This window comes from Avibacterium sp. 20-126 (genome assembly GCF_044358625.1).
In the GTDB taxonomy this organism is placed as follows: Bacteria; Pseudomonadota; Gammaproteobacteria; order Enterobacterales; family Pasteurellaceae; genus Avibacterium.
Genome location: NZ_CP091457.1, coordinates 703,476 through 721,584, shown reverse-complemented (window position 1 = coordinate 721,584; position 18,109 = coordinate 703,476). Strand labels below are relative to the sequence as shown.

The following is an 18,109-nucleotide window of genomic DNA, read 5'->3' as shown; positions in this document are numbered from 1 at the left end:
AGTTCATTTTACGGTTTTTGAAGATGCTCGACGGTCAGTTGATTGGTGGCAAGTTCACTGTTATTGCCATTTTGGCTTGCAATCGCACCGCCTTTGAGGTGAACTTGATTTGCCTCAACGTGATAGCCTCCCTCTTCCGCAAACAATCCCGATTGTTCCGTTACTTGACGATAATGTTCGCTACTACTGTCCGCATTAAAGCCGATATTGGCCCCCCACGCATTGCCAAAGCTGATACTCACACTTAAACCTGCTTGATTGCTTTTACTTTTAAGATGTTGTTCATCTTGCATACTTTCAATCTGTAACTTACCACCCACATTGGCATCAATACTGTTGGCTTTCGCCGTTGCCCCTTTGAGTGTCAGGTCATTTTGGTTATTAAAGGTTATCTGCGCACTGTCTAAATGGCTGTTGTGGTAAGTGGTACGTTCCGCATCCATTTTTTGGCTGCCTCCACCCACGGTGGCATATACCCCAACGCCCGTTTGTGGTCCTGCTTGGGCAAACATCCCCACTTCAACACCCACATTTTGACCGCGCATTTTTTCTTTGCTGTGGCTTTTACCTGCTTGTAATTGCGTGTCATACGCCGTCAACGTAATATGGCTATCTGCAAGGCGTTTGCCTTGTTCATCGTGGCTAGTTAAATCACTGTGCTCAAGATGAATATTACCGCGCTTTTGCTCCCCATTGGCAAGCGTTTCCCCTGTGCCTGTAGCCGTCAAGTCAATCTGTTTGGCGTTAAACACATTACCTTGGCTAATTTGCGCTTGGCGTTCTTGTGATTGACGGCTATGTGCCACGCCCGTGCCTGACTCCACGCGAATTAAATACGCCAAACCATCTTGCTGGGTAACCGTTTTCGCAATCTTTATCATTTCTGTGTTTATCTTGAACAATAGAGAAGCTCATAAAATTAAATGCAATATTAAATATACACAATAGCAAATATAATGAGCAAAACTAAAGTTTTAAATATTTCTTTGAGCTAGGAAAGTAAGACCAAATAAATATCATTAAACATATAAAAAAATAAAAAAAAATGCTAAATAAAATATACCTATCCTGAAAAAAAAACTCTGTTTGATCTATTTGATTAGTCTTACTGTACAACCTTATCCATACAGACACCTGAAAACCACAGATTAAATTAAATCCATAAAGAAGAGAACTTATTATTCTTTTTACAAAAGACATTACTTCACCTCTTCTTTTTTATTATATTGATTAATTAACTCTCCAGAAAATATACTTAAAGTCGTTCCTAGAGTTGAACTCTTGATATTATATGGAAGTAATTCATTAGTCAGATTTTCCCCTGTAGTACTCTTTAGATAATTATATTGATCACTAAAATATGAATTACTATTAGATAATCTTGAATCAACTACTGTTGACATTGAGCCTAATACAAATGAAGTCCCCATTGGGGTATAAATTAAATAAGGTGTGGTTAGACCTGATTTAATAGCTTCTTTATAATTAATTGTACCTGTATTGATATACTGAGCCCCCATATTCGCACTCATACCTATCATCGTTCCAGTTACATACTGTTTTGGTGTGATTTTTGAAATACTATCAATACTATTACCAATATTTCTAGTAACCGCATTAGCATAAGGATTGTAAGAATGATAAATACCTTCTGAGAGCATTTTATCTATAAAACCAACAGTAGGTTTTTCAAGACGAATTGCAGTTGAAACTATTTTATTCCCTCCTACCTTGGTTACCAATTCAACTGTATTTACAACTTTTGGTATGTTAGAAATATATCCTAAAGAAGCCAACTCCAATCCCTCTTTCGTTGATTCTGCTACTCTCCCATTAAATGATTCTCTTAATGTTCTTGGATTTTGGATATATTTTGCATTAAAGCGCTCATATATTCTTTCTTCTTCCGATTTATCTGAATCGGAAATGAACCAACGACTTGGCAAAGATGAACGATATTTTTCATCTAACGCATAAGCATAACCGTAGCCTTTATAATAGTTTCCCGTAAGAATTTCTTTGAGGCTACGCTCAATATTTTTAGGAATGTCTCGGTTTTGTATGCTTTCTGAAACGTAACGTTTTGCGTAATTTTCATATTCAGCCCATTCTTGCGGTGTCATCTCCTCTGGGCGATAACGCGCTTTATCCACTAAATAATCACTCGTTTGATCATCTTTTTCATATTGAAGATATTCTACTATCTCTTTTTTAGTCGCATTGCCATTTTTAATTTTCTCTCTAATGTCATCACGTCTTTTTTGAGAAAGTACACTGAGATAATTATTCTCCACCGCCCGTTTCCCAATCTCACCACCTAATGCCGCGGCATTAAGCGTGCTAACGGTATTAGTCGCTGAGCCGTTTTGTTGGGCGGTTAAGCCTGAAGCAAGGCTGCCTGCAAGGGCGCTTAAGGCGGTAACAGTTTGGCGTTCTTCTGCGCTAAGTTGGTTCGGGTTGTCTTTACCCAGTAGCTTAGTGATGGCTGGCGCGGCAAGTTCACTGGCTGAAGCGGCAACTGCGCCTGTAGCGATATTGCCCTTAGCTGCCGCCGCTTCTACCGCACCCAGCACCGCGTGGGCAAGGGTGTTGGTCAGCACGTTCACCTCGCCATTGCTGTCGGTGGTGAGTGCCTTGATTTTTTCATTTAAAGTCGGTGAGGCAAGGGTCGTGGCAATCTGTGTGCCGCTTTGCCCTGCCAATATCCCCCCTGCGATAGTGGTGAGGTTATCAAGGTTGCGTTTGTATTCGCCTTTCTCGCTCCACTTTTCTTGTCTTTCTAACGTATTAGCAAGTGCGGTGGTTTTTTCTGCAATTTTTTGTTTATCTTGCGTTGCCTGTGGTTTGCTTTGCGCTTGCGCTAGCTCTTGTTGCAAGCGGTCAGCTTCCAGCTGTGCGGCTTTCGCTTGATTGGCTGCATAAGTCGAAGTTGCCGATTGCAACTGGCTTACCGCTTCTCTCACGACTTTTTGCTCTTTTAGCTGCCCTTGGGTATCCCTTGGTTTTTCCACGTGTGGATTGGCATTATCAAGTGCGGTGCTAAAATGCAAGGTTTTTGCCAACGCGGTGGCTGTGCTGTGGATAGGCTGGCTATCTTTATTTAAGGTAATCTTGCCCTCGGTAATGGTTGCCTTGGTGAGGCTGCTGTCATGATGGCTTTCATACATCGGTATACTTGGGTTAAAACCACTTGAATTTTTCTCGTCCACCCATCTGAGGTTATCGGCAGTTTGGTTGTTTGCGGGTGCCTCAACCACTTTGCCTGTGCCTTTTTCTTCATAATGTCCCTCTTGATGACTAAAGCCATAGCTTAATCCGCCACTCATTGCTTGGCTTGAGGAATGGTTTTGAAGATGCTCGACGGTCAGTTGATTAGTCGCAAGCTCACTGTTATTGGCATTTTGGCTTGCAATCGCACCGCCTTTGAGGTGAACTTGATTTGCCTCAACGTGATAGCCTCCCTCTTCCGCAAATAATCCCGATTGTTCTGTTACTTGACGATAATGTTCGCTGCCACTGTCCGCATTAAAGCCGATATTGCCACCCCACGCATTGCCAAAGCTGATACTCACACTTAAACCAGCTTGATTACTTTTACTTTTAAGGTGTTGTTCATCTTGCATACTTTCAATCTGTAACTTACCACCCACATTGGCATCAATACGGTTGGCTTTCGCCGTTGCCCCTTTGAGTGTCAGGTCATTTTGGTTATTAAAGGTTATCTGCGCACTGTCTAAATGGCTGTTGTGATACATTGTGCGTTCCGCATCCCTTTTTTGGCTGCCTCCACCCACAGTGGCATATACCCCAACGCCCGTTTGTGGTCCTGCTTGGGCAAACATACCCACTTCAACACCCACATTTTGACCGCGCATTTTTTCTTTGCTATGGCTTTTACCTGCTTGTAATTGCGTGTCATACGCCGTCAACGTAATATGGCTATCTGCAAGGCGTTTGCCTTGTTCATCGCGGCTAGTTAAATCACTGTGCTCAAGATGAATATTACCGCGCTTTTGCTCCCCATTGGCAAGCGTTTCCCCTGTGCCTGTAGCCGTCAAGTCAATCTGTTTGGCGTTAAACACATTACCTTGACTAATTTGCGCTTGGCGTTCTTGTGATTGACGGCTATGTGCCACGCCCGTGCCTGATTCTACGCGAATTAAATAGGCTAAACCGTCTTGCTGGCTAACCGTTTTCGCAATAGTGTCTGCCACCTGATAACCTTGCGCGGCAAGGGTAACAGCATTGGCGGCATTTACACGGTCTGACGCATTTTTATTTTTCACCGTGCGCTCCACGGTTTGGATTAAATCAATAATCGGCGATTTAACACGGGTAAATTGTCCGATTTTTAAATCACTTTGACTTTGAGATTGATTGTCGGTATTTAACGCGGCATCCGCATAAATGTTTTGGGCAGTGATTCGTAGCTTATCTTTAGCTAGCACCGCACTGCTGGTTTGGTGATAATCCTTACCTGCGTCAATCTCAACATTGCCTTGCAAACTCAGGATACGGCTGCCTGTGTGCGTGGTATTGTCGCCTGCTTGATTATGCCGTTCACGGTGATAACCAAAAAATCGCTCTGTATCCGAGGTGGCGACTTCACCAACTGAATGGCTCATTGCTTTTTGGCTTTGGTTATAAAGGGTTTTCGCCGTATCTAATACCACATTGCCTTTGGCTGTAAGGTGGGTATTGCCCTCATTAATCAGCGTTAAGCCTTTGCCTGTAATATCGCCACCTTGCGCAATAACACGGGTCTCTGCCCCTGTGGTTATTAACGTCCCTCGCTCTTCTCGGCGGGTTTGATTGCCATCTTCATGGCTAACGCCCATCCCAGCAATATATTTATTTAAGCCATTTAACTCAAAGCCTTTCGCACGCTTTTCTGCATTTTGCGAATAAATGTCTGTTGCCACATCAAAATTCACTGAACCACTGGCAATAAATTCCGCTCCTTTTTCTGCATTAATTTGACTGCCTTGCGTGGTGATATCCCCTGCGCTCGCAATAACCTGCAACTTGCCTTCTGTATTAATGGACGCGCTTTTCGCTAATTTTTGATACGTATTTTTATATGCCTCATTTTGTTGATGTTTGAGATAAGGGCTTACACCACGCCCCACCATTTCAGCGGTGTCTGTAATGGATTCGGCGCGAGAAATCTCATCACCAACAAAGGTATCTGCCATACCAGAATCTTTACGGCTTTGGTATTTATTACGCCCCACGGTTAATGGGTCATAAACCATATTAATCCCCACACCTGACATTTTACGAACGTATTCTGATTCACCATAATGCTGCTCATCTGCCGCATTAAGCGCCACTTGTTTGGATTGTAGGTGAGTGTCTTTACCGCTTTGAATTTCTACCGCCGTGGCAGTCAAATGTTCCCCTGCATTAAGTATCACATCACCTTGTTGAGTTTTAATACTTGCCCCTTTTACTGTTTCATCATAGCTCGTATTCTGCTGACGCACTTTTTCTTTGTGGTAGCCCACCGCCGCAATGCCTCCCTCAAGGCTGCTTGTAATGCCTGATTTTTTGTGTTTTTCCCATTGGGTATGGGCATAAGTATCTGTAACGGCATTTGCATTCAGTTCATTACCAGCACGGGCAATGACAGATTGATCAGCATTTATTTGTGTACCTTCAAATGCTATATCGTGATTGGCACTTAGCTCAATTTGTCCAGCTGTTAAATGCGTAACTTTGTGTGTATTTGCGAGACGATGGGAATAATTCTCAGAAGCTCTTGACGACAAAACACCTCGCCGCTGAACTTTATGATATTCCTCAACTTCTCGTGCTGTGCCTACACTGCTTAGCACAATGTTATTTTCTGCCAATGCCATAAGCTTTGCCTCGCTTTCTAGCTTAGCACCTTCTGCGGTAATATCTCGCCCACTTAACAATACATTTCCTTTGCCTTTTATCGTGCTTACCACAGCATCTTGCACTTTTTCATTACGGTAATGATTGCCTTTGCCCATTTTTTCTTCAAAACCAACAGAAAGTGCGGTCAAATTTAGTCCATTTTTTGCCTTAACAATCGTATTACCTTGTCCCTCATTAATAATATCTGCCCCTTGACTCAAGATATTATTGGCATTTAAGTGCAATACCCCTTCTTTGTCTTTGACATAAAGTAAGGCTTTGCGAGCGAGGGTAGTTTCATTGCGTTTGAAATGAGATAGCCCCACTTCTGTGGTATGGGCAGTGCTTTGGTGGGTAAAATCCCCGCCTACATCAATGAATAGCCCTTGTTCGGCTTCGACTTTCCCACCAATATTCTCAACATTACCGGTGGTTTTAATGCCAACTTTTCCTCCTAGGATATTTCCTTCGTTGCGTAATGTGTCTGTGTTTAACAAGGCGATTTTTCGCCCTGCAATCGTACCAAGGTTGTTTAAATGTGAAGTGCGTAAATCAACCACATTCGCAGAGATTAATGCCCCCTCACCATTTAAATCACCTTTTTTCGCCACCACGTAAACGCGTGGTGCAATCACATCAACCTTTTTACCGCTTGGTAAGGTGACGGTTTGCGGTTCAAACCAAACAATATCCGAGGTGAGTGCAGCCACTTGATCGGCACTCAAGGCAATACCCGGGGTTAAATTAAATTGCTTAGCAAAAGAAATCCCTTTATCCATCAAGGCTTTATATTGATTTTCAAGATCTTGCTGATTATCCAAGAACATTCGTCCTGTAAGTTGGTTAATTTGATCTCGAACCATACGCTGTTCATAATAACCATCACCTAAGCGTTTCAAGATATTTTGCGGTTCACTGCGTAGAGCATTGAACATATAATCTGAGCTAAGCCATTTTTTGCGATTGGTAAATTGCGGATCGGTTTCAATTAATACCTTTTGTCCCTCTGGATTGATCCGATAAAGGCTTGAGGTTGGCAAACTGGTGTTAGCTTGAATGTGCCTAATTTCATTCTCATTTTGTTGCAGCAAGCTATGATCAGCGGCATTACCCACTTGTTGATGAGAAGTAAGTGCGACATTATTTAATGTGACATTGGCATTTTCTGCTTCTGGGATGAATGTGGTATGAGATTCCACGCTAGCTTGATTTAATGCCAGTGGGGTTTCTGTACGTCTCATATGGTCATAACGTCCCGTCCATTCTCGCTGATGATAGCGTCTAAATCCACCACGCCAACGAGAGTATGTCCATTCTTGATTGCCAATATCATCAATTTGGGTAATCCCAATTTCTTCAATATTGTTAATTGGGTTGGTGGTATCATTAGTGGTTTTAATGACTCCCGCTGCGATGATTTGACTACGATTATTTTCAACCTCACCGGAAAAACCAATATCGCCCCCACTGAGAATTTTTCCTGGGTGAGTTTCTTTCACTTTAGTTTGGCGTTCAATGCGTCGTGTTACATAAACATCCCAGAAATCTGCAAACTCTCGTCCAAGTAAACTTGCGTTATGTTTTTGGATTGCTGTATCAAGTTGTTCAAATTTTTCCGCATTCGCATTAACCCAATCAAGATAAGGTTTCATCTCGGCAGAATAAGCAATAAGCTTGGCTTCATATTCCGCCATCGCTTTACGGTATTCCACCATTTTTTCTTCATATTCTTTGAGTTCCTGCTCATACCTATTGCGATTAAAAAAATGTCTGCGTGGTTTAGTCGGCTCAACAGGCTCTTTTAACGTTGGATCAAGCCCTGATAAATCAGGCAATTCAGGGGCCGGCGTTTCTGGTGGGGTGATATTTAACGCAGCCCAAACAGGATCTTGATTGGTATAAATTGCTTGCGGAACAGGAGCGCACCCTGTACGTGTCTGCTCATTCGCACAGGCTTCTTCATTAGGAGCTGGGAGTATATAACCGGCAATACCACCATCTTTCGGACGTGATGGAATCGCTTGATTTTTATAAACCACTCTCCCTGCTCGGCTAAAAGAACGCCAACGGAGTTGATCGAAATTAATCCGTTCCCCAATTTGAGGATCATCAACAATTAAGTAATGTTCATTAACCGCTTGGTTGCTGACTTCTTCAAGGTTGGTGCGTAAGCGAGCATTCTCATTTTTCAATTGTTTTACACCAAACTGAATACCATTTCCTTCAATTAATCCGCCGCGGTTGATTAAGGTTTCGCTTAATCCTTGAGCATAATGATTGGCGTCAAGGTTTTTTCCGAAAATAATTTGTCCTTCTGATGTCAATGTGCCACCAATGCCATTAAACGCCCAATCTTGCGTAAAGGTATTTTTTGTATTTTCAATCACTGGCGCAGCAATGTCTAAACGTTGAGTAGCAGCAATCACCGCAGATTTTATCGAGCCATCCGCTTGTAATTCATCACTCTTTATGATTTTGTTTGCTTGCAGTGCGGTGTGACCACCATAGATACGCCCTGTACCAATATTACTCAGGGTTTGCCCTGCTTTAATAATATTTTCTTCGCTGCCTTTAATTAGACCACGATTGGTTAAATTTTCCGAGACAGTCAGTGCGGTAGATTTTCCTTGAATTTCTGCGTGATTTTGATTATCAATATTTGCCGCTTGAATGGCGGTATTTCCCTCAGAATAAAGCCCTGCTTGATTGATGAGATTACCCAATGTTGAAAGGATGAGGCTTGAACGCCCGATAATATCGTTTTCAGCGTGAAAATCTTGTTTTAGTCGGAGAGAGGTATGGTCTGCCTCAATATCCCCATCACCAGATAAGCCATTTGCCTCAATAATTAAATTTGTCGAAGCCGAGATCACACCTTCCGCATTTTCGATTCCTGCATTTGTCCCGTTAATGGTTAAATTGCCCAGTGAGAGTATTTCGCCCTGTTGATTGTATAATTGCTGAGCGACATTTAAGGTCGTATTTTCAACACTATAAATATCTCCTTGTTGATTATTAAGATTTTGAGCATTCAGTTCAATCTTTTTCGCAATCACACCTTGTTGCGGTGTGGCGTTGTCCACTGGTTTGGTATTGGTGTTATTGAAAGATGGTGCGGTAAGGGTTAAGGTATTTTTCGCCTGAATTAACGACCCTGTTTCCGCTATTTTTTGATTTTGAATTGATGTTGTTAGGGTTAATGCCGCGTTATTCTCCGCACTCAAAATACCTGCTCGATTATCTAATTGTTGTGCGTTGATTTGTAATGAGCCTGCACTGAATAACCGCCCATATTGATTATTCAATGCTGCTGATGGTTGCTCAAGGATAAAATCCCCACCAATTAACATTAATCCCGATTGATTGTTTAAGCCTTTATTAAGCGCTAAATTCACTGCACGATCGCTTAAGCTCGCCCAATGTCCTTGCTGATTATTAATTTGTATAGCTCGCGTATCAATCCAATTCGCTTTAACATCAGCTTGCTGGGTAGAAAGCAGAGCAGGCGTTCGCCATTGCAGATCGCCTGTGGCGGTGAGGGTTGCTGAATCGGCCTTAATGCCTTGCTGTTTAGCATTGATGCGAAGAGTATACCCAGCGGTTTGGCTGTGACTAATATCTACTTCACTGGCATCAATTTGCATCTTGCCCGCAGCGAGATTTTGCCCTTGCAGTGTGGTTTTTTCGCGACTGGTAATGTGAATCGAGCTGCCTTGTTCAGAAGGCGTTTCAAGGGTTCGGACTTCTTTACCATTTTGATCTGAAATCATTACTCCCGCAGCAATGACCGCCCCTTTACTTGCATTGACACGCTCAGCGTTATAGCGAATATTCCCTTTGCTCAGGGTTTCTCCTCGCTGTGTTATCGCCTTTTTCGCAGTGGCTTGAATATTACCTTGACGAGCAACCACAGTACCCATTTGTTGGATATTGGATTGGCTGTTAAAGCGAATTTCCCCTTGAAGGTTTTCAATTTTTCCTTGGTTTTCAAAATCATTGGCAGTAGTTAGGCTGATCGTTTGGTTTGCATTGAGCGTTCCCATATTAACAATCCGCCCCTGACTATCAATTTGCACTTCCCCTACAGAAGCCCCAATATGCCCTGCATTTCGCACACCAAGCCCTGTACCGTTATCCACTAATTGAATACGCTCCGCATACATTCCGCCAAGCTGCCCCACATCGACACGATATTCTTGCCCTTCATTTAAAGTGCGGTCATTTTTTTCATTATTTTTATTGCCGACATAAACGACGGCATCATTCGTACGGTTTACCTTATTCTTGCCAGTGGTAACTTTAAGTTGTTTTGCCCAAACGCGCCCATCAAGCTGCACTTTTTCAGCGATAATGTCGGTATAATCCGCTTGGCGATTATCTAACCCTTTGCCTGTTACGCTAACTTTTCCGCCTTTGACTTGGTATCCTTTTAATTCGCCATTGGCAATATCAGGCTTACCCGTTGTCAAGGTTGAACGCCCCGCATTAATCACGCCACAGCCATCACAATGAATCCCTGAAGGGTTGGCGATCACCACATCGGCTTTTTTACCTGCAACTTCAATATAACCTTTGAGATGACTAGGATTGTTGGAATTCACTTCATTAAGAATAACTTTAGCTTCCCCCGTGGCTAAATTAGGGTTGCCTTGTACCCAGCCTGCAAGTTGGGTTTGCGTTGCTTTGCGAGCATTATTCAGTACAGCCCCTTTCTCGGCGACATCAAATTGAGAATAAGTATTACGCGAAACGCCTGCTTGGCTTGGCGTTTGAATATTAACTTGCGGTAAACCATTGGCTGTTTTCAAAATGGTTGCTTGTTGATTAGCCGGTGCTGATTTATCTGCACGAATTACCATTTCATTGGCAAACGCAGGGGTTGAAAAATAGACATACCCCAACGCCACCATCATACTAAATTGCACAGGTTTCATCACCCAACTAAACGGAGAACAAAGTGCGGTGAGATTTTGCGATGTTTTTTCAGCTCCCACATTTTCGCTTGTCGCTTTTCCCTGTGTTCTAGCTAATTCTGATACGACAATAAGTTGATTAAGCGTTTTGCTAAAAATAACACGATAAAATTGTTTATTCATCCTTGTTTCCTTTGATTCCTTATTGCAAGTATGGATGATTTCGCCTTATTTTCATCCATATTCCTCTTGGTTTACTCGCAGTACTGCTTATTTAAAAACGGTAATTTAAAGCAAAACCTGTTGTTAAGTGGCTGGTTCTGAACCCTTCAGGTTTTCTAATTGGGATGCCAATAAAATAATCATAGTTTAATCCCCATAAACGACCTCGTAAACCCAGTACACCGCCAGTGAGGCTCTCTCCCAGTTGCAGTTCTTCTTGGGAGGATCTAACAATACCTCGATCAATACCGAGATATAATTCTTGTCCTTTATTGGCAATGTTCCAAGCAAGTTCATTACGCCATACCCAACCACGCTCGCCTGAAAGAGATAACTCACCATCAAATCCTCGTACAGTATAGCGCCCACCAATGCTTAATTTATCCTGTTGAACCAGTGGTGTTTGATTCCATTGAGCATTCCAATGGGTATTGAAGCGAAAAGGTTGAGAACCTAAGGTAAAGGGGTAATTTAGGTCAATAGAGGCGGTGATGATCTGCATTCTGGAGGTGCCTTCATCAAATTTTTCCTCAGGCGCTGGCAAGGCACGATTAGCGCCTGTACCGCGTTTATAATTAGCCGAAAGTTGTAATGTTGCATTACCGATATAATGTGTATGATTAATGCCCATTTCCCAACCTGCGGTACGGCGACGTTGTACCTGTATTTCTGTATCGTTAATATAGTTGGAGGATTGTCTTGTCCATAACGAAACATTGAGATAAGTTTTAGAACCGCTATTGCGCCATAGCAAACGACTTAAATTAGCGTGTATTTGACGACTTTCCCCCGAATATTCATAGGATTCAAAAGCCCCTGCAATAGTTTGATGATATTGGTATCTTGAGCCAGAAAGGCTGAGCTGATAATTTTTCCACGGAATCGAGTAATAAAGACTGTAATTTTTACTACCATAATCTCCTTCCACATCATCACTATGGCGCTTAAAACTTTTTGTTGCACTGAAATAAAACATATCATTCAGTGTGGTCACATTATCCCAAGAAAAGGTGGCGGAACCCTGTAAACGCCCTGTGGCTTTTGTCCCTGAATCGTCTACCCCTAAGGTAAAATGAAAAGGGAATTTTTGTTTATAGGCAATGATAATATCCGATTCACCGATATTTTCTGTCGCTTGTAATTCAATATTCGAATCAGCACTTGGCACACGTTTGAAGTTTTCTAATCCCTGTTCAATATCTCGCACATTCAAAATATCCCCTTGTTTTATTGGCATCGCAAACCAAAGCGTACCTCTCGTAGCAAAGGGAATTGCACTTTGATCTTGTAGCTGGATATGTCCTACTTTACCCGGTATGAGGGTAAGAATTAACATCTCAGAACGCAAATCTTGTGGCTCAACAACTACTCGAGTAGTTATATAGCCAAAATCAATTAAGCGATTTTGAATACGGCGTAAAAGTGTATTAATCCCTTGTGAGCCAATGCAAGCAGGTAGGGAAAAATCCCCCTCTGTATAAATCGCATTTAATGCCCAAGAAAATTGACTTGGTTGAATAAATTCAGGGTTTTCTTCGTTAGCGTTAATATCAGTTAGCACAATTTGCTTGATAGGAAAACATTGCGCTTCACTCTGTGGAAAACCTTGTTTTTCAATTCTGTCGCTTTGTAAACGAATATGAGGCGGCTGAATTTGTTGAGACTGAATTGCGGAATTAAGGTTATTTTGTTGCTGTTGTTGCGTTGCATTAATTTGTTTTTCCTCAGGTGTTTCCACACGTTCCGTGACAGCCCTGCAAAGTAGAGGAAAAAAACAATAAGTCGCTAAAAAAGTAAAATAAAAGAATCTAAACATCAGTTTTTATATAGAAAAGCTAAATGGAATAATTGTAAGCCTAGCCAATAGCAAACGTTTTTGCAAGGTAAAATACGAAATTAACTACGTCTGTTACTTTAGTAGTAGCAATATATGAAATAAGCCCTCAATAATAAAGAAAAGCCTCATTTCACAACAATGTTATACACATAGTACAACCTCTTTTTTGCTAATTTCTCCGCAATTCTTTTAAGGCGTAGAAAAATGTGATCTATCTCACAAAAATCTTCAAAACAGCGCAAAACTAAGAAATTTTCCTAATTCATCTAAGCGCTCATCTCAAGGCAGAAAAGCAAAATCTTATTAAAATTTAACCGCACTTTTTTACTTTATATTGAGGAAATTATGTTCAAATTTTTACAACAGGTACGAAAACCTGTACTCGATCTTCCAGTGGAAGAACGCCGCAAAATGTGGTTTAAACCCTTTATGCAATCTTATTTGGTTGTCTTTATTGGCTATATGGCAATGTATTTGATTCGTAAGAATTTTAACGTTGCACAAAATGATATGATCGAAACCTACGGACTAACTAAAACTGAACTCGGTATGATTGGGTTAGGTTTTTCTGTGGCATACGGGATTGGGAAAACCCTTGTTTCTTATTATGCGGACGGCAAAAATACAAAACAGTTTGTTCCTTTTATGCTCATTCTTTCTGCGCTTTGTATGATCGGCTTTAGTGCGAGTATGGGCGGGGGTAGTGTCGCATTATTTTTAATGGTTGCATTTTATGCACTCAGTGGCTTCTTCCAAAGTACAGGTGGCTCTTCAAGTTATTCCACCATTACCAAATGGACTCCGCGTAAAAAACGTGGCTCTTTCCTTGGTTTTTGGAATTTATCGCATAACGTAGGGGGCGCTGCTGCCGCTGGGGTGGCATTATTTGGGGCGAATGTGCTATTTGACGGACACGTTATCGGAATGTTTATTTTCCCTTCTATGATTGCGTTGATCGTCGGCTTTGTAGGGTTACGCTATGGTTCAGATTCCCCTGAAGCTTATGGACTAGGTACAGCAGAAGAATTATTTGGCGAAGAAATCAGTGAAGAAGATCGTGATGCCGAAGCGCAACAGCTCACTAAATGGCAAATTTTCGTGCGTTATATCTTAAAAAATAAGGTGATTTGGTTACTTTGCTTTGCCAATATTTTCCTTTACATCGTACGCATTGGTATCGATCAATGGTCGCCTGTTTATGCCTACCAAGAATTAGGGTTCTCAAAAGATGCCGCCATTTCTGGTTTTGCCCTATTTGAAGTGGGGGCATTAGTCGGCACATTTTTATGGGGATATTTATCTGATTTAGCTAATGGAAGACGTGGATTAACTGCTTGTATTGCATTGATTTTAATTGTCTTTACCCTTGAGTTTTATCAATTTGCAAGCAACGAGTATATGTACTTAATCTCATTATTCGTACTTGGTTTCTTGGTATTTGGACCACAATTATTGATCGGCGTTGCAGCGGTCGGCTTTGTGCCGAAAAAAGCGATTGCGGTTGCGGATGGAGTTAAAGGTACCTTTGCTTATCTGATTGGCGATAGCTTTGCAAAACTCGGTTTGGGTATGATCGCAGATGGTACCCCTATCTTTGGTTTAACCGGCTGGGCTGGAACCTTTGCCGCGTTAAATACCTCTGCGATTGTATGTATGCTATTGCTTGCTTTTGTGGCAATTGCAGAAGAGAAGAAAATTCGTCGCTTGAAAAAATAGCATAATTTTTCACCGCACTTTCTCTTTTCACAACAATATTAATTATGCAGTGTAATTTTCACTGCATAATTTTTTTATTGGAGTACAATGCTCTCCCGCTTTGCTTAATACCTTATGGCTAGGATACAAAATGATTAATATCGTGTTAGTTGATGATCATCTCGTGGTGCGTTCAGGCTTCTCGCAATTGCTTTCTTTAGAACCGGATATGCGTATTGTCGGTGAATTTGGTTCAGCAAAAGAAACCCGTCAAAATTTACCACGCCTCAAACCTGATGTGTGCATTATGGATATTTCTATGCCTGATGAAGGCGGGTTAGAATTATTAGCTGATATTCCACAAGGCATTCACTGCATTATGCTCAGCGTCAATGATTCAGAATTTATTGTTAAAAAAGCCCTTGAATTAGGTGCAAAAGGCTATTTAAGCAAGCGTTGTAGCCCAGACGAATTAATCCAAGCTGTACGCACCGTTTATGCTGGAGGGGTATATTTAATGCCAGAATTAACCTTGAAACTGGTCTCCACGCCCACTCAGCATCCTCTGGCACACTTGACCAAACGGGAACAACAAGTCTGTGAATTACTTGCCGAGGGGCGTAATGTAAAAGACATTGCGATCCATTTATCCCTGAGTATAAAAACGGTTCACGTTCATCGTGCCAATGCGATGAGTAAATTAAATGTTAAAAATAATGTTGAATTAGCCAATTTATTCCGTAGTAAAGGATAAAATGAATACCCTTTTCTCTTTTATATATAGCTGGTTTTTTGTTGCCCCAGCCTATTTTTGCTTATGGATTATTTCTAATTATTTATTAGATGATCCACTGCTGTCTTTTTTATTTTTTCCTTTTGCGTTACGCATTGGTGTTCTCATTCACACACAACTAAAATATTGGATTGCTATTTATCTTGCTGAATATAGCATTTTACTCTTACTCTCTATTGCTTTTCCTGCCAATAATTATGTTTCTATTGTCTTACTAGGGTTATTGAATATACCTATCTTGTTTATATTTAAGAAATACTATTTTGGAAGTCAATTACGCTGTTTATTATTACAAGGTTTATTAATTACCTTACTCAGCCTAATCAACGCCCTCTACTTTATAAATACAGCGCATTTTTATTTCACCTTTCTTGTCAGTTTCTCAAGTGCGGTGCTAATTATTCCAATTTGTTATTTAATTTATTATTTTCTTTTTGAAATAAAATGGTTACCTTTAACCTCAAGCCTTATCCGAAAACCCATCAGTTTAAGATCGAAACCTATTATTATTTATTTGTTATTATTCCTCTTAAATATTTATATCCAGACTGATTTACCTGAATCTTTTAATCGTTTTTCACTCTTTTTCTTAGCCATACCCATTATTTTGCTGGCTTTTCGTTATGGTTGGCAAGGCGCTTTGCTAGGGATCTTATTGAATAGTTTGGCGCTGATTAGTACAACTCACCATTTTTCTAACGTAGAATTAACCGATTTATTGCTCACCCTTTCTGCCCAAACTATTACAGGCATTTTCCTTGGCTTAGGCATTCAACATCAACGAGATTTAAATCAGCATTTAAGCCAAGAATTGCTGAGAAACCAATATTTAACCCAGCAATTAATTCATCGTGAAGAAGAAATTAGGAAGGAAATCTCACGAGAATTACACGATGAAATTGGACAAAATATCACGGCTATTAGAACACAAGCGAGTATTTTAAAACGGATAGGAAAAACACCAGAATACGAAAAACTCTCACAGATTATTGAGCAATTATCCTTAAATATTTACGATAGTATTAAAGGGCTTATTAATAAAATCCGTCCACGTATTTTAGATGACCTCAACTTACAAGAAGCCTTACAAAATCTTTTTATTGAATTAGATTTTGCAAGCCAAAACACGCATATTTATTTGCATTGTCATAATCCGAAAAATCGCGTACTTTCTCATTTACTTGAAATTACGTTATATCGTTTATGCCAAGAAGCATTAAATAATATAAAAAAATATGCGGGTGCAACAAAAATCACTATTAATGTGAACATTGATGAAAAAATCACATTATATATTCAAGACAACGGCATTGGTTTTGATTTATCTAAAATCAACCACAGTGGATTAGGTATAAAAGGAATGAAAGAACGTGTTGCAATGTTAGGCGGAAAATTTGAGATTCATTCTGTAAAATGGACAAAACACCAGCAAAGTGGCACAGGTATTTTTGTAGAATTACCTTGGATTAACTAATGAATAAAGAAACACCGCAACAAATCAATCAACGTTACCAATATTGGCGCATTCATTTAATGTTTGTGATGTATATTGGCTATGCCGGTTTTTATTTTACTCGAAAAAGTTTTAACTATGCTGTTCCTGCATTAATTTCTGATTTAGGCATTGATAAAAATGATATTGGAATGATGACCACCGCCTTTTATATTACTTATGGCATTTCTAAATTTTTATCTGGTATGTTTTCTGATCGCACTAATCCACGCTATTTTATGGCAATTGGTCTCTTTTTTAGTGGCGTTATAAATATCTTTTTTGGATTATCAAGTTCACTCTTCGTGTTTATGAGCTTATGGATTCTCAATGCGTGGTTTCAAGGCTGGGGCTGGCCTGCTTGTTCTAAATTGCTCACCACTTGGTATTCTCGTACAGAACGGGGCGCTTGGTGGTCGGTATGGAACACTGCACACAATGTGGGTGGGGCATTAATCCCTTTAATTATTGGCTATGTTACCTTGCATTATAGTTGGCGTTATGGATTCATTATCGCTGGGATCATCACGCTTTTTATTGCCCTATTCCTTGCCCTGCGGTTACGAGGTACCCCTGAATCTCTTGGGCTACCGAGCATTGGGCAATGGCGAAAGGATCAATTAGAATTAATTCAAGAACAAGAAGGAAAAGATCTTTGCTGGCAACAAATATTATATCGCTACGTTTTGTTAAATAAATATATTTGGCTTTTGGCACTCAGTTATACCCTCGTTTATATTGTCAGAACAGCCATTAACGACTGGGGAAATATTTATTTAACTGAAAAATATCATTATGATTTGGTGTCTGCCAACAGTGTTATTTCACTATTTGAAATTGGCGGTATTTTGGGTTCGTTAGTTGCTGGTTGGGGATCTGATAAATTATTTTCTAGCAATCGTGGCCCTATGGCACTGCTATTTGCGATTGGTATTTTCTTTTCTATTTTAGCATTGTGGTTAATGGTGCAAGAAAAGTTTATTTTGCAAAGTGCGGTGTTTTTTTCTATCGGATTTTTTGTATTTGGTCCACAAATGCTGATTGGAATGGCAGCAGCGGAATGTTCCCATAAAAAACTGGCAGGCACCGCTACGGGGTTTATTGGTTTATTTGCTTATTTAGGGGCGGCATTATCAGGCTATCCTTTAGCCATTATTATGCAACACTTTCATTGGAACGGTTTTTTTGTGGTGATTTCCTGTTGCGCCTTTCTTATTGCCTTATTACTCTTGCCATTTTTAAAAGCACAGAATTAAAAAAGCCTTAGCATATAA

General features: G+C 40.6%; 7 protein-coding genes. 4 read left to right on the top strand and 3 right to left on the bottom strand.

Features of this window, described 5'->3' with window-relative positions; genetic code table 11:
• Positions 1 to 8: 8 nt before the first annotated feature.
• From L4F91_RS03425 to L4F91_RS03415, 3 genes are all read right to left on the bottom strand, one after another.
• Positions 9 to 881, bottom strand: coding sequence for a hemagglutinin repeat-containing protein (locus L4F91_RS03425; RefSeq protein WP_395897274.1), 873 nt, complete (start codon positions 879 to 881; stop codon positions 9 to 11).
• Between the two features lie 318 nt (positions 882 to 1,199).
• On the bottom strand, positions 1,200 to 10,979 hold the full coding sequence (locus L4F91_RS03420) for a hemagglutinin repeat-containing protein (protein ID WP_395897272.1): 9,780 nt from the start codon (positions 10,977 to 10,979) through the stop codon (positions 1,200 to 1,202).
• A gap of 91 nt (positions 10,980 to 11,070) precedes the next feature.
• Positions 11,071 to 12,834, bottom strand: coding sequence for a ShlB/FhaC/HecB family hemolysin secretion/activation protein (locus tag L4F91_RS03415; protein WP_250364321.1), 1,764 nt, complete (start codon positions 12,832 to 12,834; stop codon positions 11,071 to 11,073).
• A gap of 366 nt (positions 12,835 to 13,200) precedes the next feature.
• Here L4F91_RS03415 and uhpT point away from each other — a divergent pair, with 366 nt between their 5' ends.
• The 4 genes from uhpT to uhpC all read left to right on the top strand — a co-directional run bounded on the left by uhpT (position 13,201) and on the right by uhpC (position 18,091).
• Positions 13,201 to 14,571, top strand: coding sequence for a hexose-6-phosphate:phosphate antiporter (gene uhpT / locus L4F91_RS03410; RefSeq protein ID WP_395897270.1), 1,371 nt, complete (start codon positions 13,201 to 13,203; stop codon positions 14,569 to 14,571).
• Between the two features lie 130 nt (positions 14,572 to 14,701).
• A complete protein-coding gene (locus L4F91_RS03405) occupies positions 14,702 to 15,304 on the top strand; it encodes a response regulator (RefSeq protein ID WP_395897268.1) in 603 nt (200 codons plus the stop codon).
• A gap of 1 nt (position 15,305) precedes the next feature.
• Positions 15,306 to 16,817, top strand: coding sequence for a signal transduction histidine-protein kinase/phosphatase UhpB (gene uhpB, locus L4F91_RS03400; RefSeq protein ID WP_395897266.1), 1,512 nt, complete (start codon positions 15,306 to 15,308; stop codon positions 16,815 to 16,817).
• Positions 16,817 to 18,091: an MFS transporter family glucose-6-phosphate receptor UhpC gene (uhpC, locus tag L4F91_RS03395; protein WP_250364317.1), complete on the top strand. Its 1,275-nt coding sequence runs from the start codon at positions 16,817 to 16,819 to the stop codon at positions 18,089 to 18,091. The genes uhpB and uhpC overlap by 1 nt, the downstream gene beginning before the upstream one ends.
• Positions 18,092 to 18,109 lie beyond the last annotated feature (18 nt).